This window comes from Allobosea sp. NPDC003192, assembly GCF_050275675.1.
GTDB lineage: Bacteria > Pseudomonadota > Alphaproteobacteria > Rhizobiales > Beijerinckiaceae > Allobosea.
The window spans coordinates 1-21,315 of record NZ_JBNNPK010000026.1; the positions used below are offsets into that span (position 1 = coordinate 1).

The following is a 21,315-nucleotide window of genomic DNA, read 5'->3' on the forward strand; positions in this document are numbered from 1 at the left end:
AGGACGAGTACGAGGTCGCCCGGCTCTACAGCGACGGCGCCTTCCGCAAGCATCCGCCTCCAGCGGCTCGCCATCGCAATGGGCGGAAACGAGGGGCCTCGTGACGCAGACGATCCGCGCGGTGAAGCGCACGACCAATCTCGGCCTGACCACCGCCGTCCACCGCAGCAAGCCGCTTTCGCGTGCCGGCATGCTGGAGCGGATGTTCACGCTCGCCTTCTCCGGCCTGGTCTATCCGCAGATCTGGGAGGATCCGGTCGTCGACATGGAGGCGCTGGCGCTGCAGCCCAGCGACCATCTCGTCGCGATCGCCTCGGGCTCCTGCAACATCCTGTCCTATCTCACCGGCGACCCGGAGAAGATCAGCGCGATCGACCTCAATGGTGCCCATATCGCGCTCGGCCATCTCAAGCTCGCGGCGCTCGCCGAAATCGACGATCACGCGACCTTCCGCCGCTTCTTCGGGCAGGCGCAGTCCAAGGCCAATGTCGAGACCTTTGACCAAATGATCGCCCCGCGGCTGGACGCGGTCAGCCGTGCCTATTGGGAAGGACGTAATCTTGCCGGCCGCCGCCGGATCGAGCTGTTCGCCCGCAATTTCTATCGCTACGGCCTGCTCGGCCGCTTTATCGGCACCGGCCATTTTCTCGCCCGCCGGCTCGGCTGCGACCCCAGGGTGATGCTGCAGGCGAAGACGATGGACGAGCAGCGGGCGCTGTTCGACCGGCATCTGGCGCCGGTGTTCGAGAAGAAGCTGGTGCGCTGGCTGGTGCGCCAGCCGGCTTCGCTTTACGGGCTCGGTATCCCGCCGGCGCAGTACAAGGCGCTTGCCGCCGATGGCGATGCCGGCATCCGTGCGGTGCTGAAGCATCGGCTGGAGCGGCTGGCCTGCGGTTTCGACCTCAAGACCAACTATTTCGCCTGGCAGGCCTTCGGCCGCGGCTATGGACCGGAGCCCGATGCGGCGGTGCCGCCCTATCTGGAGCGCAGACATTTCGAGACGGTGCGGGAGCGTGCCGGGCGCGTCTCCTACCATCAGAGCGCGATCACCGCTTTCCTCGAAAAGCAGCCGGCCGAGAGCTGCAATGGCTTCGTGCTGCTCGATGCGCAGGACTGGATGAACGACGCCGAATTGACGGCGCTGTGGACGCAAGTAACCCGCAGCGCCGCGCCGGGCGCCCGCGTGATCTTCCGCACTGCCGCCGATGAGCGCCTGCTGCCGGGCCGCGTGCCGGAGGCGATCCTGTCGCAATGGCACTACGACGAAGCGCGCAGCCGCGAGCTCGGCGCGCGCGACCGTTCCTCGATCTACGGTGCCTTCCATCTCTATGTCCGCGGAGCTGCCGCGTGATCGCTGCCGGCAGCGAGCCGAACGCCGCCGGCCTGATGGACCGGATGTACCGCTTCCAGCGGCACATCTATGACGCCACCCGCAAGTTCTATTTGCTCGGCCGCGACGGGCTGATCGTCGGCTTGAAGCCGCCGCCGGGCGGCGCGGTGCTGGAGATCGGCTGCGGCACCGGCCGGAACCTGATCAAGATCGCGCAGCGTTACCCGCATGCGCGCTGCTACGGGCTCGACGTCTCCGAGGAGATGCTGCGCACGGCCCGCCAGCAGGTGGCGAAGGCCGGCCTCTCCGAGCGCATCACCCTGGCGCAGGCCGACGCGACTGATTTCGATCCGCAGGCGCTGTTCGGCCGCGCCGGTTTCGAGCGCGTCGTCATCTCCTACGCACTCTCGATGATCCCGCCCTGGCGCGAGGCGCTGGCGCAGGGACTCAAGGTCGTCGCGCCGGGAGGCGCGCTGCACATCGTCGATTTCGGCGACCAGGCGCATCTGCCCGGCCCGTTTCGGGCCATGCTGAACCGCTGGCTGGCGCTGTTCCATGTCACGCCGCGCCGGGATCTCGATATGGTCGTGACCGATCTCTGCGCCGAGACCGGGACCATCGGTGGCACCACGCGGCTGTTCGGGGGCTACAGCGTGCAGGCGGTCGCAATCAGGCCAGCTTGAGCGCCGGGGCTGGACGCTGGCGCAGTCGCGCTGCTACGCCAGCGGCATGAGTGCAGCCGCCGATCCCGACGACAGCAGCAGTGGACAATCCGGGCTGCGCGACCGGCTGCGCCAGCTCTATCACGGCCGGACGCCAGGGGCGCTGCGTTTCCAGTTCGCGACGCTGATCGTCGACCTGCTGATCATCGGCTTCTTCGTCGCGACGCCGGTGCTGCGCGACCGGCCGGAATTCCTCTGGCTCGACTATACCGTCGCGATCATCGTCATGGCCGAGATCGCGGCGCGCTTCCTCGCCTCCTCGAACATGCTGCGGCTGCTGCGCCAGCCGACCATGCTGCTCGACCTCTTCATCCTGGCGACGCTGCTGGCGCCGCAATGGCTGGAGAATTTCGGCTTCCTGCGAATCCTGAGGCTCTGGTCGCTGTCGCAGCGCGGGCTGATCTGGGCGCAGTTGCGGCAGACGCGCTATCGCGATTGGGAAGACGTGGCGCGGGCGCTGATCAACCTCGCGACCTTCCTCTTCGTCGTCACCGGTTTCGTCTACACCTTCTTCTTCATGAGCCGGCCGGGGCTGGAGGGCTATGTCGACGCCCTCTATTTCACCGTCACGACGGTCACGACCACCGGCTTCGGCGATATCACCCTGCCGGGGATCGCCGGCAAGCTGACCTCGATCGTTGTGATGATCACCGGCATCTCGCTGTTCGTGCGGCTGGCACAGGCGGTATTCCGGCCGCACAAGGTGACCTTCCCCTGTCCCGAATGCGCCCTGCAACGCCACGATCCCGACGCGGTGCACTGCAAGGCGTGCGGTCACCGGCTGAAAATCCCCGACGACGACGATTAGCCGGCGGCCTCGGTGCTGACAGGAGCGGACGAGCTCGATCCCTACAGGGATGTCCCGGCTTCCTGCCGGGTCGAGATTTTTGGAGCAGCGATGGCGCCGGTTGAGGTCGACCCCAACAAGGTCCGGGAATTCGAGGATGCCGCGAGCTTCTACGCATGGCTCGGCGAGCACCGTGACCGTGCCGACGAAATCTGGATCAAGATCCACAAGCTCTCGTCCGGCTTGCGCTCGATCACGCCCAAGGAGGCGATCGACGTCGTGCTCTGCTGGGGATGGATCGATGGTGTGAAGAAAGGGCTCGACGAGCGCAGCTATCTGCAGCGCTACACGCCGAGGAGCGCCAGAAGCATCTGGAGCCAGATCAATGTCGACAATGTCGCCCGCCTGACCGCGGAGGGGCGCATGACCAGCCATGGCATGGTGCAGGTCGAGGCGGCCAGGGCCGATGGCCGCTGGGCGCGCGCCTACGGCGCCGGCCGGAACCTGAAGATCCCCGACGATCTCCAGGTCGCGATCGACGCAGAGCCGCTGGCGCGGGAGATGCTCTCGAGGCTCAGCGCGCAGAACCGTTTCGCGTTGGCGTTCCGCGTCCACAACCTCAAGACGGAAGCCGGACGGCGCAGGAAGATCGCGGCCTTCGTCGAGATGCTCAAGCGCGGCGAGACCATCTATCCGCAGCGCTAGAAGGACCAACCAGCAAGCGCGGCTAGTGCCGCGTCTCCGTCTCGCGCTCGGCTTCCGGCGCCGGCTCGCCGAGCGTGATCGCGCTCTTCTGCGGCATGCCGATCATCCGGCCGACCGTGGCCGGGCGCGGCATCTGCGCATGCGCCGCCTTCATGATCGCGAGATTGGCGAGGATGTCGGCCGGGAAGGGCACTACCTTGCGGCTGATCAGGTCGACATGCAGCGCCAGGTTCTCAGAAGTCGCGGCGAGCCAGCCTTCGCTGGCCTGGCGCATCTCCAGGTAGAAATGCAGACGCTTGTCGTCGAAGGCGATCAGTTGTGCAGTGACGCGGACAAGATCGCGTACCGTCAGCTCGCGCTTGTAGAGCACATGGCACTCGGCCGCGAAGAACGAGGCCTTGCGGGCCTGGACGTAGTCCTGGTTGAGGCCAACCAGCGAGAAGACCTCGTCGACGGCGCGATCGAACAGGACATGATAATAGGCCATGTTGAGATGGCCGTTATAGTCGATCCATTGCGGCTCGACCCGCATCGGGGACGAGACGAAGGGAGCAAAGAACAAGGCAGGCGTACGAATGTCGTCCGGCATCGGCTCCTCCTTTCGGTCCATCTCTCGTCGATGCGTAGGCGGCTCTGCACCGCCGGCTCTTGCCGACGCGGTCGCGGCGCGTGAAAACAACACGAGCCGCCGCTCTCAAGGCCGAACCATTCCAGACTAGGCGAAGTTCTCCAGCCATGACAATGCCTTCTACTGCTTCCGCGCCCCCCCATGCTCGTGCTGCAGAGCTGCCGCCCTCGCCGCAGGCCGTTAGCGCGCTGACGCAGGCGCTGGCGGCGCTGTTCGGCAATCGGCTCGTCACGAGCCTCGCGGTACGGCAGCAGCACGGCCATACCCTGACCTGGATCCCGAACCAGCCGCCGGATGCGGTGGTCTATCCCGAGAGCACCGAAGAGGTGGCCTCCATTGTGAAACTGTGCGCCAGGCACGGGGTTCCGGTGATCGCCTTCGGGACCGGCACCTCGCTGGAGGGCCATGTCAACGCGCCCTTCGGAGGCGTCTCAATCGACATGAGCCAGATGAAGCGGGTCGTTGCCGTGCACGCCGAAGATCTCGACTGCACGGTTGAGGCCGGCGTCACCCGGAAGGAACTCAATGAGCATCTGCGCGACCAGGGCCTGTTCTTCCCGATCGATCCCGGCGCGGACGCCTCGATCGGCGGCATGGCGGCGACCCGCGCCTCCGGCACCAATGCCGTGCGCTACGGCACGATGAAGGACAATGTCATCGCGCTGACCGCGGTGATGGCCGATGGCGCGATCGTCAAGACGGCGAGCCGGGCGCGCAAATCCTCGGCCGGTTACGATCTCACCCGCCTGCTCGTCGGCTCGGAAGGCACGCTCGGCATCATCACCGAGGTGACGCTGAAGCTGCACGGCATTCCCGAGGCGATGTCGGCCGGCGTTTGCCCGTTCCCCTCGGTGAAGGCGGCCTGTGACGCGACGATCATGACGATTCAGTCCGGCCTGCCGGTGGCGCGGATCGAGCTGGTCGACGATGTGATGATGCGCGGCGTCAACCTGCATTCCAAGCTCGGGCTGCCGGAAACGACGATGCTGTTCGTCGAGTTCCACGGCTCCGAGGAGGGCGTGAAGGAGCAGGCCGAGCGCTTCGGCGAGATCGCGGCCGAGTTCGGCGGCGGGCCGTTCGACTGGGCGACCAGGCCGGAGGACCGCTCGAAGCTGTGGCAGGCGCGGCACGATGCCTATTGGGCGGCCCGCGCCTTGCGGCCCGGCGCGGAATCGGTTGCGACCGATGTCTGCGTGCCGATCTCGCGGCTGGCCGAATGCGTCGACGAGACCAAGCGCGACATCGCGGCCTCCGGCCTGATCGCGCCGATCGTCGGCCATGTCGGCGACGGCAATTTCCACACCCAGCCGCTGGTCGATCTCGCCGATCCCGACGAGGTGGCGCGCTGCGAGGCCTTCATCGACCGGTTGGTCAAGCGAGCGCTCGCCATGGAAGGGACCTGCACGGGAGAGCACGGCGTCGGCCAGAAGAAGATGAAGTACCTGACGATCGAGCATAGCCCGGCGGCGCTCGCCACGATGCGGCTGATCAAACGCTCGCTCGACCCGCAGAACATCCTCAACCCAGGCAAGATCATCAGCTTGTGACATCGAACCACGGCACCAAACGGGGATCATTCGCAAGAATGTCGTGATCCTGCCGCGACTTGCGTGCATGATTGCGCCGTCGACATATCGAGGATCGATGCAAGAGCGTGCGTGAGGCCCTGACCCTTCTGGCCGGGCTGCTCGTCGCGGCGTTGCTGGCCGCGCTGCTGGGGCCGGGCTTCGTCGACTGGCGCGAGTACAGGCCCCATTTCGAGCAGCGCATCAGCGCCGCGCTCGGCGTGGAGACCCGCGTCGCCGGCGAGATCGGGCTGCGGCTCTTGCCGTCGCCGCGGCTGAGGCTGGGCGATGTGCGCCTCGGCTCCGGCGAGAGCGGGACGAGTAGTGCCACAATCGAAACGCTGACGGCCGAGCTCGCTTTGGCGCCGCTGGCACGCGGCGAGTTCAGGTTGGTCGAGGCCGAGGCCGACGGGTTGACGCTTAACCTCGTCGCGGACGAGAGCGGCGGCATCGCCCTGCCGGCCCGCCAGGGCGCAGGCCTTCCCGGCGAGACGGCGATCGACCGGCTGGCGATCCGGCGCTCGGCCGTGATCTGGCGCGAGCCCGGCAAACCGGCGCAGACGCTGGCGCCGATCTCGGTCGATGTTTCCGCCGTCGCCTTGCACGGGCCCTGGCGCGTCGAGGGCGAGATCGCCGGTTCGTCCCTACGCTTCGCTACCGGAGCGATCGAGACTGACGGGCGGTTGCGGACCAAGTCCTCCGTCACCGGCGAGCAGGCGCAGTTCAGCTTCGATGGCTCGCTGGTACTCGGCGGAGTCGAGCAGCGCGTCCGTCCCGGACTGGAAGGCAGCTTCACCATCGCGCCGGGTGGGGCCGTCAGCCTCGCCGGGCGGGTGAGCGGCGACAGCCGGCGCCTCGACTTCTCTGGCCTCGTCGTCGAAATTGCGGGCGGTGCGGCGCGGCTGGAGGGGGAGGGCTCGTTCAATCCGGCGGAGAGCAAGGGCAGCGTCCAGCTCAAGGCGCGTCGGCTCGACGCCGATGCGCTGAGCGAGGCGCTGGCGCAGCGGCCGGGTTATCAGCGCGCCTTGCAGGCACTGCCAGGGCCGGTCGATCTCTCGCTGGAGTTCGACCAGATCGTCTGGCGCGGCGAGGATTTCAGCGGCTTTGCCCTGCGCGGCAGACTCGACGGCGATGGGATCGAGGCTGGCAGCGCCACGGTCAAGATCGCCAATGCCACCCTCGACGCCCGTGGCGCGCTCGACGGTCAGGGTTTTCGCGGCACGGTCGAAGCCAAGGCGCCTGATGCGCGCCGGGCGGCGCTGGCGCTGGCGCGGCTCGGCGTCGAGGCCGGGCTGGCCGACAGCTTCGCCGCCCTGCGCAGCTTCGAGGGCGCAGCTGCGCTGGACTGGAGCAATGAGCGCCTCGCGATTACCCGCATGGTCGCGCGCGCCGGCTCCGGGCCGCGTTTCGAAGGCTCCGGCGCAATCACGTCAGACCGGCTCGACGCCAAGCTGACCCTGAACGGGCTCGACCTCTCGACCTTGCCGTCGGGCGACAGCCTGAATGCGCTCACCGGCCGGCGAGACCTCGCGCTCGATCTCACCTTGAACGGCCTGCGCTATCTTTCGGCTCCGCCAGGTTCGGCCCGGCTCGCTTTGAACCGGCAGGGCAACGACTGGCGCCTCAGCCGCCTCGCCGTCGACGGCTTCGGCGGCGTCAAGGTCGAGGGCGAAGGTGCGCTCCTGCCGGGTGGCGGTGAGATTGCCGGGCGAGTGCGTGCGCCGCGCTTTGCCGCGCTGACGGCGCTGGCCGGGCCGCTGCTGCCGGAGGGCTTCCGGCGCGTGCTGCCGCGGATCGAGGATGGGCTCGCCGGCATCGATGCCGGCTTCAAGCTGGCGCGCGGGTCTAATGGCGAGACCAGCGTCGTGGCGGAAGGTTCGGCCCAGGCCGGGCGGCTCTCGCTCAACGGCAAGCTCGATGCTGCCGGCCAGTGGAGCGGCGGCGATGTGAAGCTGTCGCTCGACGACCGCCGCCGCGCCTTCGCCGCTTTCGGCCTGCCGCGGCCGGCGCGAGGCGGGTCAGGCGAGCTTTCGCTTGGCTTCGGGCCGAATGGGCCGGTCGGCTCGCTCGCCGGTCCCGGGCTGATGCTGGTGCTGGAAGGAGCGGGCGGTGGAGCACAGCTCAGCCTGCAGGCCGATGGGCCGGGGCAGGTGCTGCCGGAGGGGCTGGCACGGCTCGTCCCCGATGGCTTGCTCGATGCCTCCGGACGTGTCTTCTTCGGCGAGGAGGCGCGCCTCGACGATCTGGTCGTCAATGCTGGCGGCAAGGCGGCGCGCGGCGCGCTGACCTTATCGAGCGAGCGCGGCATCGGCGGGCGGCTCGACCTGCCCTATTTCGCGCTACAGCCCGCGCTCACGGCGGTGCTCGGTCAGGCGCAGCCGGTCGCGGGCAGTCAATGGTCGCCGAGCCGCTTCCAGGGCGCGACGGGCCTGGGCGAGATCAAGCTCGCTCTTTCTGCCGAGCGGCTCGACCTGACCGACAAGATCGCCTTGACCAAGGCGCGGCTCGACTTGGCAGCCGGGCCGGACGGGCTCGTCCTAGACAACCTTCGTGGCAGCCATGCCGGTGGCGAAGTCAGCGGTCGGCTCACGGCCCGTCGCGATGGTGGGCTGGCACAGATCGCCGGCAAGCTCGGCCTCGCCGGACTCGACCTTGCCACGCTGACCCAAGGGGCGCTGACCGGCAAACTCTCTGGCAATTTCGAGGCCGGCGGCTCGGGCGAGAGCCCGGCGCGGCTGATCGCGGCGCTCGGCGGAGCCGGCTCGATCAGCGTCTCGGGTGCCGGCATGGCCCGCTTCGATCCATCTGCGATCTCCAAGGTGATCGCCGCGATCGGCGACGACGCTTCCGAGAGCGAGACCGAGCGCTTGCAGGATCGTATCGGCGCGGCGCTGGAAAAGGCGAGCTGGCCGCTCGGCGACGTCACCATCCCCTTCACCCAGGCGGCCGGCGTGCTGCGGGTCTCGCCGGTCTCGGTCGAGCGCGCGGGCCTCAGGGCCGATGCGACCGGGCTGGTCGACTGGCGGGCGATGACGACCGACCTGCGCCTCAATCTGCGTCCGCTCGGGGCTGCGCCGAAGGGCTGGCCGGAGCAGATGCCGCAGGTCGGCGTCGCCTGGCGCGGGCCACTCGATGCGCCGCGGCGCGAGACCGATGTCGGGGCGCTCTCCAACGTCGTGGCAGCGCGGGCGCTGGCACGCGAGATCGAGCGGGTCGAGGCGTTCGAGGCGGATCAGCGCGAGCGGGCAGCGCATATCCGCCGCCTGCGGGCCGAGCGCGAGATGCGCGAGAACGAACGCAAGCTCGCCGAGTTCCTCAAGGCCGAGGAGGAGCGCCGCATCGCCGAGGAGAAGCGGGCCGAGGAGGCGCGCAAGGCCGAGGAGGCCAGGCTGGCCGAAGAGGCTCGCAGGGCGGAGGCTGCACGAAAGGCAGAGGAGACGAGACTCGCCGAGGAAGTCCGCAAGGCGGAGATCGCGCGGCGCGCCGAGGAGGCGAGGCAGGCCGAGGAGGCGCGCCGAGCCGAGATCGCCCGCAAGCTGGAAGAGGCGCGTATCGCCGAGGAGGCCCGCAAGGCGGAGATCGCGAAACGCCAGGAGGAACTGCGCAAGGCCGAGGACGAGCGGCGCAGGGCCGAAGCCGAGGAGCGGGCAAGGCAGGCTGCAATCCGCGCCGCGATCGAAGGACGGCCCGGGCCGATGATCCTGCAGGGTGCGCCGCCCTCCTATATCCCCGGCGATCCGTATGTGATCAGGCCGCGCAGCGAGGCGCCGCCGCTGCCCCCGCCGCTCGACATCCAGTCGGTGCCGCGGCCGCTGTCGCGCTCGCCGCTGCAGAATTGATTCAAGGCGCTGGCAAATTGATTCAAGCGGGTGCGAGGTTGATACAAGCGCCGGGCGCAAGCTGCTGAGTCAGCGGGATTTTTTCGTCCTCTGCGTGCGCATTCCATTCGAGCCCTCATCCTGAGGAGCCGCGCAGCGGCGTCTCGAAGGATGGTCCAGATGTCTCCAGAGCATCCTGAAGCATCCTTCGAGACGCAGCCTCCGGCTGCTCCTCAGGATGAGGGCTGAGGGAGAGAGCCTTAAGGCGGGGTCCATCAACTGCCCTGCAGCAGCTTGAAGGCGATCGCCCACATGGTGGTGGCGACGATGCCGTCGAGGATGCGCCAGGATCTGGGGTCGGCGAAGAGCGGGCGCAGCCAGCGGGCGCCATAGCCAAGGCCGAAGAAGAACAGGAAGGACGCCGTCATCGCGCCGGCGGCGAAGACCAGTTCCTGCTCGGGGAACTGGCTGGCGATGCTGCCGATCAGCAGCACGGTGTCGAGATAGACATGCGGGTTGAGCCAGGTCAGCGCGGCGCAGGTGACGAGGCTGGCGGAGAGCGTTGCGCCACTGGCGGTGCCGACCGCGAGCGCTTCGGAAGAGCGCAGGGCCGAGAGCAGGCTGCGCGCGCCGTACCAGATCAGGAAGGCGGCGCCGCCATAGCGCAGGGCCGGTTCGAGCATGGGCAGCAGCGCTGTCGCCTGTTTCAGGCCGACGACGCCGGCGAGGATCAGCACCGCATCCGAGAGCGCGCAGGTGAGGCAGACCGCGAAGACATGTTCGTTCCTGAGGCCCTGCCGCAGCACGAAGCTGTTCTGCGCGCCGATCGCGACGATCAGGCTGAGGCCCATGGTGAAGCCTGTGACATAGACGGAGAATGGCATGAGCGACGGTCCTGTTTCGCCGTCCTGCCTAGGCTCCCAGGTTGCCTTAGTGTAGTTAAACATCGTTATTTCGATTAAGCAGAGCTAATGCCATGCTCGATTATCCCGCCTTGCAGGCGGTCGCGCTGGTGGTCAGGACCGGCAGCTTCGACAAGGCAGCGCAAGTGCTGAACGTCACGCCCTCGGCCGTGTCGCAGCGGGTGAAGCAGCTCGAAGAGCGGCTAGGGACAGTGCTGATCGTCCGGGGGCAGCCTTGCACCGCGACCGAGCGAGGCGAGTTGCTTTGCCGGCATATGGAGCAAGTCGGCCTACTCGAAGGCGAGCTGATGACGCGGCTGCCGGCGCTGGCCGAGCCGGACCAGCCGCAGCAGCGTGTCACCTTGCGGATCGCCGCCAATGCCGACAGCCTAGGAACCTGGTTCCTGCGTGCCGTCGCGACGTTCGCGGAACGGAGCCCGCATCTGCTCGACATCGCCGTCGACGATCAGGAGCATACGGCCGATTGGCTGCGACAGGGGCGGGTGCTTGCCGCCGTCACCGCGCTGGAGAAGCCGATCCAGGGCTGCCGGGTGATCTCGCTCGGCTCGCTGCGCTATCTTGCGACGGCGAGCCCGAAGTTCATGGCGCGCCATTTCGCTGACGGAGTGACCTTGCCGGCGCTGGCGCAGGCGCCCTCGCTCATCTTCAACCAGAAGGACCGCTTGCAGAGCCAGTGGATGGAGGCTGCCTTCGGCGAAAGCCCTGTCCACCCGGTGCACTGGGTGCCCTCGACGCATGGCTTCGTCGATGCGTGCCTGCTTGGCATCGGCTGGAGCGCCAATCCGGAATTGCTGGTGCGGGAGCATCTCGATGCCGGGCGATTGCGCGAGCTCATGCCCGGCAAGACGCTCGACACGCCGCTGTTCTGGCAGGTCAACCGGGTCGCGGCGGAGCGGCTGGCGGATCTGACGCGCGCCGTGGTCGAGACGGCGCGGCGCCTGCTGGTCAATCCGCGGGAGTGAGCTTCACGGCCTCGGTCCGCCCGCGATAATGGGCGAGTACGCGCAGTCGCAGCGCTGAGGAGAGGTTGAGTTCGCCCCGGCCGGAATCGACCTCCATCACCAGGCTGGCGACGGGGCGCTTCTCCGCCGCCGCGATCTCCTTCAGCGCTTCCCAGAAGGGTTCTTCGAGCGAGACGCTGGTGCGGTGGCCGGCGATGGCGAGGGAGCGTTTTCGCAGGCCGCTCACGCCTTGTCCTTGCCGTCGGGATCGTCGGAGAGGCGATGGCCTTCGAGACGGCGCTCGGCCAACGCCTTTTCCGCCTCGGTCAGCTTGCGTTCGGCCTTGGTTCGGCCGAACGCGATCCGGTTCTGCTCGGCCTGCGCCTCGGCACTGGCGCGGTCGCGAGCCTTGCGGGCGCGGCGGAGATTGACGATCTCGGCCATTATTTTGCCAACGGCCAGTGACGCTGACGCGTCAGGCCGTTGCTCCAATGTGAATGGCTCACATGCGGCCGATGGCGTGAGCCATTCACATGCGGAATAACAAGGGTCATTTGCATGCCCCTCGTTATCAGCCCGGGCTGAGCATGTCTTCGGCGACGACGGTCTTGTCGAAGAGCGCGGCGTCAACACCGGCCTTGAGCGCTTCCTCGCGCAGGGTCGTGCCGTTGTGATGGGCCGCCTTGGCGATGCTGGCGGCCTTGTCGTAGCCGATCGCCGGGGCGAGCGCGGTCACCAGCATCAGCGAGCGCGAGAGCAGCTCGGCGAGGCGTTCGCGATTGGGCTCGATGCCCTCGACGCAGTTGGTGCGGAAGCTGTCGGCGGCGTCTGCAAGGAGGCGGGCCGATTGCAGGAAGGCCTGCGCGATCACCGGCTTGAAGACGTTGAGCTCGAAATGGCCCTGGCTGGCGGCGAAGGCGACTGTCGCCTGGTTGCCGTGCACGCGGGTCGCGACCATCGTCAGCGCCTCGGCCTGGGTCGGGTTGACCTTGCCGGGCATGATCGAGGAGCCCGGTTCGTTCTCGGGCAGGCTGATCTCGCCGAGGCCCGAACGCGGGCCCGAGCCCATCAGGCGGATATCGTTGGCGATCTTGAACAGGTCCATGGCGAGCGCGGTCAGCGCCCCATGGCTGTAGGAGATCGCGCCATGACTGGCGAGTGCCTCGAACAGGTTGTCGGCGGTGCGGAAGGGTAACCCGGTCAGCCTGGCGACTTCGGCCGAGAAAGCCCTGGCGAAATCGGGATGGGCGTTGAGGCCGGTGCCGACCGCGGTGCCGCCCTGGGCGAGCGCCAGCAGGCCGGGCAGGGTCTGCTCGATCCGGGCGATGCCGAGCTCGATCTGCGCGACATAGCCGGAGAATTCCTGACCGAGCGTGACCGGGGTCGCGTCCTGGAGATGGGTGCGGCCGATCTTGACGAGGTCGGCGAAGGCCTTCGCCTTGACGTCGAAGGCATCCCTCAGCCGCCCGAGCGCAGGCAGAAGCTCCTTCGAGACGGCGAGCGCGGCGGCGATGTGGATCGCGGTCGGGAAGCTGTCGTTCGAGGACTGGCCCTTGTTGACGTGGTCGTTGGCGTGGACCGGGCTCTTCTTGCCGAGACCGGCGCCCAAGATCTCGTTGGCGCGGTTGGCCAGCACCTCGTTGACGTTCATGTTCGACTGAGTGCCGGAGCCGGTCTGCCAGACGACGAGCGGGAAATGCTCGTCAAACTTGCCGGCGAGCGCCTCGTCGGCGGCCTGGACGATCGCGGTCTCGACCTTGCCGTCGAGCAGGCCGAGCTTCGCATTGACGGTCGCGGCGGCCTTCTTGACCAGGACCAGAGCATGCACGACCGGCAGCGGCATGCGCTCGGCCGGGCCGCCGATCTTGAAATTCTGCAGCGAGCGCTGCGTCTGCGCCGCCCAATAGCGGTCGGCGGCGACATCGATCGGACCGAAGGAATCGGTCTCGCTGCGGAATCCGGTCATGATGGGAATCCTTGGGTCTCAGGTCTTCTTGCGGAAGGCGTCGAGGCTGACGACCTGGGCGCCGCCTTCCTCTTCGGCTTCGGGCTTGGCCTCGGCATCCGCTTCGGCTGCTTCCTTCTTCGCGCTCGCCGGCAGCGCCTTCTGCGCCGGCTTGGGCGGAAGGGCGAGGGGCGCGGCCGGCGCGACGCTGGGCTCGGAGGCGGCGCCGCGCGGTGCCTTCACCGGGGTGGCGGGCTCGCTGGCCTGCGCTTCGCCAGCGGCGTCCTGCGTCTCAAACTTCAGGCCGAACTGCACGGATGGGTCGAAGAAGGTGGTGATCGCATCATAGGGGATCAGCAGCCGCTCCGGCACGCCGGAGAAGGAGAGGCCGACCTCGAAGGCGTGGTCGCTGACGTTGAGGTCCCAGAACTGGTGCTGGAGCACGATCGTCATCTCGTCCGGATGCTTCTCGCGCAGGCGCTGCGACAACCGCACGCCCGGCGCCGTGGTCCGGAAGGTGATGTAGAAATGATGCTCGCCCGGGAGCCCGTCGCGGCCCGCCTCGGACAGGATCTTGCGGACGACGCCCTTGAGCGCATCCTGCACCATCAGGTCGTAGCGGAGAATATCCTTGGTCATCGGGTCCGGGTTCCGTTTCCGCTCCTCTAGATCACGCCGCGACCGGTGGGAAGCTCCCCGAAACGAAAAACGTGACCGATTCCATCAGTTTAGAGCGTTTCTCATGCAAAGGAAGAATCCCCTATGCCGCTCCGCGCCGGCTGATCGAGCCCGCACAAAAAAGTGGAGGCTTCTGTTGCCAGGCGCCTCCGAGCCCCGCCTTACGCGGCTAAGCGCAAGGGCTTTGGTTTGGGAACCAGCACCGCTTACGCGGCGACAGCAACCCGAGCATTGTTGTCGTTGGCAACTATGCAACGGCCCGATAACGGCGGAACCATGCCGGGCAAAAGAACAACTTTTACACCCTCGTCGATCCTATTTCGCCCCCGCCGCAGCCCTGCAACCTTGTGAGTTGCAAGTGTTCCTGCTGCTCGCGCCGCAGGGCTGTGGTGGAGGCGCCGGGTACCGCCCCCGGGTCCGAAAGGCTTATTACGAAGTCCGTTTATCGCCATAGCCGTTCTTGCGAGCGGCAAGCGGAATATAGGCGCTGCGAACGCGCGGGGAAAGAGAGCACGAGGTCGCCCCGGCTAATTTCTGCGCAAACACGAAAAAGCCGCGGGAAAAGCCCCGCGGCTTGAACTCTTCGCGGCGAAAGATGCGATCAGGGCGCGGCTGCGCCGCCGATCACCGAGCCGTCATAGGCATTGAGGTCGAGGGTCACCTCGACGCCGCCCTGGGCGCGTCCGGCGATCTCCCAGCGCCAATCGGCGAGGGCGATCTCCTCGACATGGACGAGGCCGTGGCGGAAGGCGATCGAGCGTGCCTGTGCTTCCGTGATTTTCTGCTTGGTGGCAGCGGCCGGATTGTCCGGCTTGCTCTCGGCCCAGGCCGAAGCCGATGCCGGTCCCGCCAGGCCCGCTGCCAGAAGCAGCGCGGCCAGCATCGATAGTCTGGTCATGATACGGTCCACATCAACCGGGCGTTTGATGGAGCATCGGATCATTCCGGAAGCCGGAAACTACCCTGGTCCGATGCTTCAAGCGCAGGCCCGAAGCGCCCCTTCTGTTCATCAGACATTCACATTGGGGCGATCCTTCGGCATTGCAATATCCAGCGCGATCACGATTTCTTTCGATGTCGCGAGGGCTGCGTGAAAAACGGTTGAGAGCTGCGGTGCGCGGGGGGGCGCGCCGGCGCGGATGGCGCTAGTATCTTGGGCTTTTCAGATTCGAATTCGGGTTCAATGCACCAGTATCACTCCCTTCTGCAGCGCGTCCTCGATGAAGGCGTCCGCAAGGACGACCGGACCGGCACCGGCACGCTCGCCCTGTTCGGCCACCAGATGCGTTTCGACCTGTCGGAAGGCTTTCCGCTGGTCACGACCAAGAAGCTGCATCTGAAGTCGATCATCCACGAGCTGATCTGGTTCCTGCGCGGCGATACCAATGTCCGCTATCTCCAGGAGAATGGCGTCACCATCTGGGATGAATGGGCGGATGCAAGCGGCGATCTCGGCCCGGTCTACGGAAGGCAATGGCGCTCCTGGCCGGCTCCGGATGGCGGCACGATCGACCAGATCGCCTGGCTGGTCGACGAGATCCGCGGCAATCCCGATTCGCGCCGGTTGATCGTCTCGGCCTGGAACCCGGCCGACATCCCGAAGATGGCGCTGGCGCCGTGCCATTGCCTGTTCCAGTTCTTCGTCGTCGACGGGCGGCTGTCCTGCCAGCTCTACCAGCGCTCGGCCGATGTCTTCCTCGGCGTGCCGTTCAACATCGCGAGCTATGCGCTGCTGACCCATATGGTCGCGCAGGTGACGGGCTTGCGCGTCGGCGATTTCGTCCATTCTTTCGGCGACACGCATCTCTATCTCAACCATCTCGACCAGACGCGCGAGCAGCTCTCGCGGACGCCGCGGGCTCTGCCGACGCTCAGGCTCAACCAGGCGGTGCGGCGGCTCGAGGATTTCCGCTTCGAGGACGTCGTGATCGAGGGTTACGACCCGCATCCGGCGATCAAGGCGCCGATCGCGGTATGACGCTGACGATCCGTCCCGTCCGGCCCGACGAAGCGGGGCTGGTGCTCTCCTTCGTGCGCGAACTCGCCGAATACGAGAAGCTGCTGCACGAGGTCGAGGCCAGCGAGGCCGATATGGCCGCAGCTCTGTTCGGGCCCGAGCCGAAGGTGTTCTGCGACATCGCCGAATGGGAAGGGCAGCCGGCCGGTTTCGCGATCTGGTTCTACACCTATTCGACCTTCACCGGCCGGCACGGCATCTGGCTGGAGGACCTCTATGTCCGGCCCGAGCAGCGCGGCCGCGGTATCGGCAAGGCACTGATGGTGCGCCTCGCCAAGCGCTGCGTCGACGAGGGCCTGTCGCGCTTCGCCTGGTGGGTGCTGAACTGGAACGAGCCCTCGCGGGTGTTCTACCGCTCGATCGGCGCGGTGGCGCAGAGCGAGTGGACGGTGAAGCGGGTCGACGGGCCGGCGCTGCACAAGCTCGCGGCCGGAGGCTGAGCTGGTGGGCAAGCTCCCCGTCGTCCTGATCGCGGCGATCGCCGACAATGGCGTCATCGGCCGGGACAACCAGCTGATCTGGCGGCTGCGGACCGATCTGCGCCGTTTCCGCGAATTGACCATGGGCTGCCCGATCATCATGGGCCGCAAGACCTTCCTCTCGATCGGCAAGCCGCTGCCTGGACGGCAGACCGTGGTCCTGTCGCGTGATCCGAGCTTCCAGCCTGACGGCGTCTATGTCGTGCCGGCGCTCGACCAGGCGCTGGAGACGTCGCAGCGGCTCGGCAAGGCGATGGGCGCACGCGCCGTCATTGTCGCCGGCGGCGGCGAGGTCTATGCCCAGGCATTGCCTTTCGCTGACCGGCTGGAACTGACCTTCGTTCACGCCCGGCCAGAGGGTGATGCGGTTTTCCCGGCCTGGGATCCTTCTGCCTTCAATGAGCGCGCGCGCAGCGAGCATGCGGCAGGTCCCGATGATGAGTTCCCCTTCGCTTTCGCGACCTTGAACCGGGTCTCCTGAGCTTCCGGGTGAGGGGACTGCGACGAAGGGTCTACGACTAAAGGGGCTTGCGTCGTTGACGAATCCGTGGCCGATGCCCAATTCAACGCCCATTGCGCCGGATGGCGCTGACAGCGTTCAGCCGTTCAGCTATGCACGGTCGAAGCTAAAGAGTGAGGAACGGCTGAGGCATGCCTTGGAGTAACCAGAGCGGCGGGAGTGGCGGCAGCGGTGGCGGCGGTGGTCCCTGGGGCCAGCGTGGCGGCGGCGGCAATGGCGGCGGCCCCTGGGGCGGTGGCGGTCCCTCCGGCGGCAACACCCCGCCCGATCTCGAGGAGATCATCCGGCGCGGCCAGGACCGGCTCAAGAATTTCATGCCGGGCGGCAACCTCGGCGGGCGCGGGCTTCTGCTCGTCGGGCTCGGCCTGGTGCTGCTCTGGCTCGCCACCGGCGTCTACACGGTGCGGCCCAACGAAGTCGGCCTCAACCTGATCTTCGGCAAATATGTCGGCAAGACCGCGCAGGGCCTGAACTACAACCTGCCTTATCCGATCGGCAGCGTGATCAAGCCGCAGGTGACCAACGTCATCACCACCGAGGTCGGCTTCCGCACCGTCGAATCGGCGCGTACCTCGCGCCAGACCGATGTCGGCGAGGAAAGCCTGATGCTGACCGGCGACGAGAACATCGTCGACATCGACGTGATCGTGCAATGGCAGATCGATCCGGGCGCGCCCGAGGCCTATGTCTTCAACATCCAGGATCCGCCGGGCACGGTGAAGGCCGTGGCCGAGAGCGCGATGCGCGAGGTCATCGGCCGGCGCAACATCCAGCCGGTGCTGACGACCGATCGCGCTGCGATCGAGACCGAAGTGCGCCAGCTGATGCAGGACACGTTGAACACCTATCGTGCCGGCGTGCAGATTCGCCTCGTGCAGCTGCAGAAGGTCGACCCGCCACAGCAGGTCATCGACGCCTTCCGCGACGTCCAGGCGGCGCGCGCCGACCAGGAACGCCTGCGCAACCAGGCCGAGACCTACGCCAATCAAGTCGTGCCCGAATCGCGCGGTAAGGCGGCTCAGCTCGTCCAGTCGGCCGAAGCCTTCAAGGATCAGACCGTCAACGAGGCGCTCGGCCAGATCAGCCGCTTCAACTCCGTCTATGAGCAGTACAAGAACGCGCCCGCCGTTACCCGCGAGCGCCTCTTCCTCGAAACCATGGAGCGTGTCTTCGGCGGCATGGACAAGGTGATCCTCGACCAGAACGGCTCCGGCAACGGCGTCGTGCCCTATCTGCCTCTGGGTGAGCTCGGCCAACATCAACCGCGCCGGCCGGCGAGCCAGAACCAGGGCCAGGCCCAGCAGCAGGGGACGACCCGATGAGCGGCTTCCTTCGCATCGGCGCTCTGGCCGTCATCGCGATCATCGCGATCGTCTTCTACGCCGCGACCTTCGTCGTCCAGCAGACCCAGTCGGCGATCGTGCTGCGCTTCGGCGCGGTGCGCAGCGTCGTCACCCAGCCGGGGCTCTACTTCAAGCTGCCAGCTCCGTTCGAGCAGGTTACCTATCTCGACAACCGAATCCTCGATCTCGACCTGCCGGCGCAGGAAATCATCGCCTCGGACCAGAAGCGGCTCGTGGTCGACGCCTTCACGCGCTACCGGATCTCCGATCCGCTGCGCTTCTTCCAGGCGGTCAACAACATCCCGCGCGCCAATTCGCAGCTCGCCTCGATCGTCAACGGTAATGTCCGCTCGGTCCTGGCCGAGGCGACCTTCACCGCGATGGTCCGGACCGACCGTTCTCGGCTGATGAACCGCATCCGCGACGATGTGAACCGCGAGGCCGGCCGCTTCGGCATGACCGTCGTCGACGTGCGCCTGCGCCGTGTCGACCTGCCGGCAGCCAATTCGCAGGCGGTGTTCCAGCGCATGCAGACCGAGCGTCAGCGCGAGGCTGCGGAAGCACGCGCGCTGGGCGGGCAGCAGTCGCAGGAGATCCGGGCCCGGGCCGAACGCGACGCTATCGTCATCGTCGCCGAGGCGCAGCGGAAATCGGACGAGATCCGCGGCCAGGGCGAAGGCGAGCGCAACCGCATCTTCGCCGAGGGCTTCGGCAAGGATCCGGAGTTCTTCGCCTTCTATCGTTCGATGCAGGCCTATGAAGCGAGCCTGAAGTCCGGCGACACGCGCATGCTGCTGACGCCTGACTCGCCGTTCTTCCGCTTCTTCAACGACCCGGCCGGCCGACGCGCCGGGGCGACAACCGACGCGGCACCGGCGACGCCGGCCGCCCCGAAGCCCTGATCCTATGGCCGAGCGCTGCGCATGACAGATTTCCTCGCGGCGCTCGGCCTGGTCTTCGCCATCGAGGGACTGCTTTTCGCGTCTATTCCCGAGATCGCCAAGGAGGCGCTGCGCAGCGCCTCCGAAACTCCGGTCGACCGTATGCGCCTGATCGGCATCGTCTCAGCCATCGTCGGCGTCGGCATGGTCTGGATGGTCCGGAGCTGAATCAGTCCTTTTTGCACTGATCACGACCTTATGACGCGATCTTGCGTCGCCCTTCCGCCGCATTTTGGCGTTCTTAAGTTGCGTTCGGATTCCGGCTGCGCTGCAATGCCGCCAAGGCGATCTCGTCAACCTCGATCCCTTGGCGCGACATCATCATGATCATGAGGACATCGATGGCACTCATATATTCCCACGCCTCCCGTCTGGCGCGGATCGCGACCGTCGCCGGCATGGCGCTCGCGACGGTGCCGGCCTTCGGTCAGGCGACGCCGGCGCCCGGCAACGTCCAGGCCACGCCGCAGGCTCATGGCGCCACGATCTCGCTGGCCGATCTCGCTGAGCGAGTGATGCCGGCGGTGGTCAATATCGCGGCTGTGACGACGAGCGAAACGCGCGGCCGCAACCTGCCGCAGCTGCCGCAGCTCGGCCCCGACACCCCGTTCGGCGACCTGTTCGAGGAGTTCTTCAACCGCCGCGGCCGTGGCGGCGAGCAGGGCCAGAACCAGCCGCCGCAGCAGCGCCGCTCGCAATCGGCGGGCTCGGGCTTCGTGGTCGATCCGTCGGGCCTGGTGGTGACCAACAACCACGTCATCGGCGATGCCAACGAGATCACCGTGGTGTTCAGCGACGGCCTGCGCCTCAAGGCCGAGGTCGTGGGCAAGGACACCAAGGTCGACCTCGCGCTGCTGCGCGTGAAGCACGACAAGCCGCTGCCCTTCGTCAAGTTCGGCGACTCTGACAAGGCCCGGATCGGCGATCCCGTGATGGCGATCGGCAATCCGTTCGGCCTTGGCGGTTCGGTCTCGTCGGGCATCGTCTCGGCCCGCAACCGCGACATCAACCAGGGCCCCTACGACACCTATATCCAGACCGACGCGGCCATCAACAAGGGCAATTCGGGCGGTCCGCTGTTCAACATGGCCGGGGAGGTGATCGGCATCAACACCGCGATCCTGTCGCCGACCGGCGGCTCGGTCGGCATCGGCTTCGCCGTGCCGTCCTCGCTGGCGACGAACATCGTCGACCAGCTCAAGGAGTTCGGCGAGACCCGCCGCGGCTGGCTCGGTGTGCGCATCCAGAACGTCGATGACGCCGCTGCCGAGGCGCTCGGCCTCGGCACCGCCCGCGGCGCGCTGATCGCCGGCATCGACGAGAAGGGCCCGGCCAAGCCGGCCGGCCTCGAAGTCGGCGACGTGATCGTCAAGTTCGACGGCAAGGACGTGAAGGATTCACGCGAGTTGCCGCGCATCGTCGCCGGCACTCAGGTCGGCAAGGATGTGCCGATCCAGGTCATGCGCAAGGGCAAGGAGCTCAGCAAGACGGTTAAGCTCGCCCGGCTCGAGGATGGTGAGAAGGTCCAGCAGGCCTCGGCCAACAAGCCGGCCGGCGAGGCCGCCAAGCCGGTGACCGCCTCGGCGCTCGGCCTCGAGTTCTCGGCGCAGAACGACGATCTGCGCAAGCGCTACTCGATCAAGGACGGGCTGAAGGGCGTGGTCATCACCAAGGTCGACAGCAACTCGAACGCTGCCGACAAGCGCATCCTGGTCGGCGAGCTGGTGGTCGAGGTCGGCCAGGAGCCGGTGAACTCGCCCGACGACGTGACCAAACGGCTCGACGCCCTGAAGAAGGAGGGCAAGAAGTCGGCCCTGCTGCTGGTCTCGAACGCCCAGGGTGAGGTCCGCTTCGTCGCGGTGACGATGAACTGACCGCGTCAGCCTGATTCCAGGACGATCAAGGGCGGCCTGCGGCCGCCCTTTTTCTTTGGCGATTGTCCCGGGCGATGGCAGCGATCAGCTTTTTGCATT

At 67.1% G+C, this 21,315-nt stretch carries 21 protein-coding genes and 1 other RNA gene; 14 read left to right on the forward strand and 8 right to left on the reverse strand.

All coding sequences use genetic code 11. The annotated features are described in order from the left end of the window. Window positions 1-100: 100 nt before the first annotated feature. The 4 genes from ACQKLX_RS26335 (at window position 101) to ACQKLX_RS26350 (ending at window position 3,544) form a co-directional block, all read left to right on the forward strand. The gene (locus tag ACQKLX_RS26335) at window positions 101-1,351 is read left to right on the forward strand and encodes a BtaA family protein (protein WP_427364524.1); all 1,251 of its coding nucleotides are present in this window, start codon (window positions 101-103) and stop codon (window positions 1,349-1,351) included. Further along, window positions 1,348-2,013, forward strand: coding sequence for a class I SAM-dependent methyltransferase (locus ACQKLX_RS26340; RefSeq protein WP_427364525.1), 666 nt, complete (start codon window positions 1,348-1,350; stop codon window positions 2,011-2,013). The genes ACQKLX_RS26335 and ACQKLX_RS26340 overlap by 4 nt, the downstream gene beginning before the upstream one ends. Before the next feature lie 46 nt (window positions 2,014-2,059). Beyond that, on the forward strand, window positions 2,060-2,860 hold the full coding sequence (locus ACQKLX_RS26345; protein WP_427364526.1) for an ion channel: 801 nt from the start codon (window positions 2,060-2,062) through the stop codon (window positions 2,858-2,860). A gap of 90 nt (window positions 2,861-2,950) precedes the next feature. Continuing rightward, window positions 2,951-3,544, forward strand: a complete 594-nt coding sequence (locus tag ACQKLX_RS26350) for a YdeI/OmpD-associated family protein (protein ID WP_427364585.1) — start codon at window positions 2,951-2,953, stop codon at window positions 3,542-3,544. Window positions 3,545-3,566: 22 nt separating this feature from the next. Here the strand turns inward: ACQKLX_RS26350 and ACQKLX_RS26355 are convergent, their stop codons facing one another. After that, entirely contained in the window at window positions 3,567-4,133 is a 567-nt protein-coding gene (locus ACQKLX_RS26355; protein WP_427364527.1) for a thioesterase family protein, read from the reverse strand. A 152-nt stretch (window positions 4,134-4,285) separates the two neighbouring features. Here ACQKLX_RS26355 and ACQKLX_RS26360 point away from each other — a divergent pair, with 152 nt between their 5' ends. Both ACQKLX_RS26360 and ACQKLX_RS26365 read left to right on the forward strand, forming a co-directional pair. Next, entirely contained in the window at window positions 4,286-5,719 is a 1,434-nt protein-coding gene (locus tag ACQKLX_RS26360) for an FAD-binding oxidoreductase (protein ID WP_427364586.1), read from the forward strand. A gap of 107 nt (window positions 5,720-5,826) precedes the next feature. Next, complete coding sequence (locus tag ACQKLX_RS26365; RefSeq protein ID WP_427364528.1) at window positions 5,827-9,576, forward strand: AsmA family protein; 3,750 nt, start codon at window positions 5,827-5,829, stop codon at window positions 9,574-9,576. A 254-nt stretch (window positions 9,577-9,830) separates the two neighbouring features. On the opposite strand, the gene ACQKLX_RS26370 is transcribed toward ACQKLX_RS26365, so the two are convergent. Next, complete coding sequence (locus ACQKLX_RS26370) at window positions 9,831-10,439, reverse strand: LysE/ArgO family amino acid transporter (RefSeq protein WP_427364529.1); 609 nt, start codon at window positions 10,437-10,439, stop codon at window positions 9,831-9,833. Window positions 10,440-10,531: 92 nt separating this feature from the next. Between ACQKLX_RS26370 and ACQKLX_RS26375 the strand changes: the two genes are divergently transcribed. Further along, entirely contained in the window at window positions 10,532-11,440 is a 909-nt protein-coding gene (locus ACQKLX_RS26375; protein WP_427364530.1) for a LysR family transcriptional regulator ArgP, read from the forward strand. Here the strand turns inward: ACQKLX_RS26375 and ACQKLX_RS26380 are convergent. The 6 genes from ACQKLX_RS26380 to ACQKLX_RS26405 form a co-directional block, all read right to left on the reverse strand. Continuing rightward, window positions 11,424-11,666, reverse strand: coding sequence for a ribbon-helix-helix domain-containing protein (locus ACQKLX_RS26380; protein ID WP_427364531.1), 243 nt, complete (start codon window positions 11,664-11,666; stop codon window positions 11,424-11,426). The genes ACQKLX_RS26375 and ACQKLX_RS26380 overlap by 17 nt on opposite strands. Next, window positions 11,663-11,863, reverse strand: coding sequence for a DUF4169 family protein (locus ACQKLX_RS26385; protein WP_427364532.1), 201 nt, complete (start codon window positions 11,861-11,863; stop codon window positions 11,663-11,665). The genes ACQKLX_RS26380 and ACQKLX_RS26385 overlap by 4 nt, the downstream gene beginning before the upstream one ends. A 127-nt stretch (window positions 11,864-11,990) precedes the next feature. After that, a complete protein-coding gene (fumC, locus tag ACQKLX_RS26390; protein ID WP_427364533.1) occupies window positions 11,991-13,385 on the reverse strand; it encodes a class II fumarate hydratase in 1,395 nt (464 codons plus the stop codon). Window positions 13,386-13,403: 18 nt separating this feature from the next. Next, entirely contained in the window at window positions 13,404-14,003 is a 600-nt protein-coding gene (locus ACQKLX_RS26395) for an SspB family protein (RefSeq protein WP_427364534.1), read from the reverse strand. A 161-nt stretch (window positions 14,004-14,164) separates the two neighbouring features. After that, window positions 14,165-14,552, reverse strand: a transfer-messenger RNA (tmRNA) gene (gene ssrA, locus ACQKLX_RS26400). 91 nt (window positions 14,553-14,643) lie between these two features. Next, window positions 14,644-14,940: a PepSY domain-containing protein gene (locus tag ACQKLX_RS26405; RefSeq protein WP_427364535.1), complete on the reverse strand. Its 297-nt coding sequence runs from the start codon at window positions 14,938-14,940 to the stop codon at window positions 14,644-14,646. Between the two features lie 285 nt (window positions 14,941-15,225). Between ACQKLX_RS26405 and ACQKLX_RS26410 the strand changes: the two genes are divergently transcribed. The 7 genes from ACQKLX_RS26410 (at window position 15,226) to ACQKLX_RS26440 (ending at window position 21,216) form a co-directional block, all read left to right on the forward strand. Then, the gene (locus ACQKLX_RS26410; protein ID WP_427364536.1) at window positions 15,226-16,020 is read left to right on the forward strand and encodes a thymidylate synthase; all 795 of its coding nucleotides are present in this window, start codon (window positions 15,226-15,228) and stop codon (window positions 16,018-16,020) included. Further along, complete coding sequence (locus ACQKLX_RS26415) at window positions 16,017-16,499, forward strand: GNAT family N-acetyltransferase (protein WP_427364537.1); 483 nt, start codon at window positions 16,017-16,019, stop codon at window positions 16,497-16,499. Before ACQKLX_RS26410 ends, ACQKLX_RS26415 begins: the two co-directional genes overlap by 4 nt. Before the next feature lie 4 nt (window positions 16,500-16,503). Continuing rightward, window positions 16,504-17,019 carry a dihydrofolate reductase gene (locus ACQKLX_RS26420; protein WP_427364538.1) on the forward strand — a complete coding sequence of 172 codons (516 nt, stop codon included), beginning with the start codon at window positions 16,504-16,506 and terminating at the stop codon, window positions 17,017-17,019. 170 nt (window positions 17,020-17,189) lie between these two features. Continuing rightward, on the forward strand, window positions 17,190-18,380 hold the full coding sequence (gene hflK, locus ACQKLX_RS26425; protein ID WP_427364539.1) for an FtsH protease activity modulator HflK: 1,191 nt from the start codon (window positions 17,190-17,192) through the stop codon (window positions 18,378-18,380). Next, window positions 18,377-19,303: a protease modulator HflC gene (gene hflC / locus ACQKLX_RS26430; protein WP_427364540.1), complete on the forward strand. Its 927-nt coding sequence runs from the start codon at window positions 18,377-18,379 to the stop codon at window positions 19,301-19,303. The genes hflK and hflC overlap by 4 nt, the downstream gene beginning before the upstream one ends. A 21-nt stretch (window positions 19,304-19,324) precedes the next feature. After that, entirely contained in the window at window positions 19,325-19,510 is a 186-nt protein-coding gene (locus tag ACQKLX_RS26435) for a DUF2065 domain-containing protein (protein ID WP_427364541.1), read from the forward strand. A gap of 173 nt (window positions 19,511-19,683) precedes the next feature. After that, window positions 19,684-21,216 (forward strand): DegQ family serine endoprotease, encoded by a 1,533-nt coding sequence (locus tag ACQKLX_RS26440; protein WP_427364542.1) that lies wholly within the window; start codon window positions 19,684-19,686, stop codon window positions 21,214-21,216. The last annotated feature ends 99 nt before the right edge of the window (window positions 21,217-21,315 follow it).

Coding starts and splice junctions, on each gene's coding strand:
- ACQKLX_RS26345 (WP_427364526.1), top strand. CDS start 2,060: ATGAGTGCAGCCGCCGATCCCGACGACAGCAGCAGTGGACAATCCGGG.
- ACQKLX_RS26350 (WP_427364585.1), top strand. CDS start 2,951: ATGGCGCCGGTTGAGGTCGACCCCAACAAGGTCCGGGAATTCGAGGAT.
- ACQKLX_RS26355 (WP_427364527.1), bottom strand. CDS start 4,133: ATGCCGGACGACATTCGTACGCCTGCCTTGTTCTTTGCTCCCTTCGTC.
- ACQKLX_RS26360 (WP_427364586.1), top strand. CDS start 4,286: ATGCCTTCTACTGCTTCCGCGCCCCCCCATGCTCGTGCTGCAGAGCTG.
- ACQKLX_RS26370 (WP_427364529.1), bottom strand. CDS start 10,439: ATGCCATTCTCCGTCTATGTCACAGGCTTCACCATGGGCCTCAGCCTG.
- ACQKLX_RS26375 (WP_427364530.1), top strand. CDS start 10,532: ATGCTCGATTATCCCGCCTTGCAGGCGGTCGCGCTGGTGGTCAGGACC.
- ACQKLX_RS26385 (WP_427364532.1), bottom strand. CDS start 11,863: ATGGCCGAGATCGTCAATCTCCGCCGCGCCCGCAAGGCTCGCGACCGC.
- fumC (WP_427364533.1), bottom strand. CDS start 13,385: ATGACCGGATTCCGCAGCGAGACCGATTCCTTCGGTCCGATCGATGTC.
- ACQKLX_RS26395 (WP_427364534.1), bottom strand. CDS start 14,003: ATGACCAAGGATATTCTCCGCTACGACCTGATGGTGCAGGATGCGCTC.
- ACQKLX_RS26405 (WP_427364535.1), bottom strand. CDS start 14,940: ATGACCAGACTATCGATGCTGGCCGCGCTGCTTCTGGCAGCGGGCCTG.
- ACQKLX_RS26410 (WP_427364536.1), top strand. CDS start 15,226: ATGCACCAGTATCACTCCCTTCTGCAGCGCGTCCTCGATGAAGGCGTC.
- ACQKLX_RS26415 (WP_427364537.1), top strand. CDS start 16,017: ATGACGCTGACGATCCGTCCCGTCCGGCCCGACGAAGCGGGGCTGGTG.
- hflK (WP_427364539.1), top strand. CDS start 17,190: ATGCCTTGGAGTAACCAGAGCGGCGGGAGTGGCGGCAGCGGTGGCGGC.
- hflC (WP_427364540.1), top strand. CDS start 18,377: ATGAGCGGCTTCCTTCGCATCGGCGCTCTGGCCGTCATCGCGATCATC.
- ACQKLX_RS26435 (WP_427364541.1), top strand. CDS start 19,325: ATGACAGATTTCCTCGCGGCGCTCGGCCTGGTCTTCGCCATCGAGGGA.
- ACQKLX_RS26440 (WP_427364542.1), top strand. CDS start 19,684: ATGGCACTCATATATTCCCACGCCTCCCGTCTGGCGCGGATCGCGACC.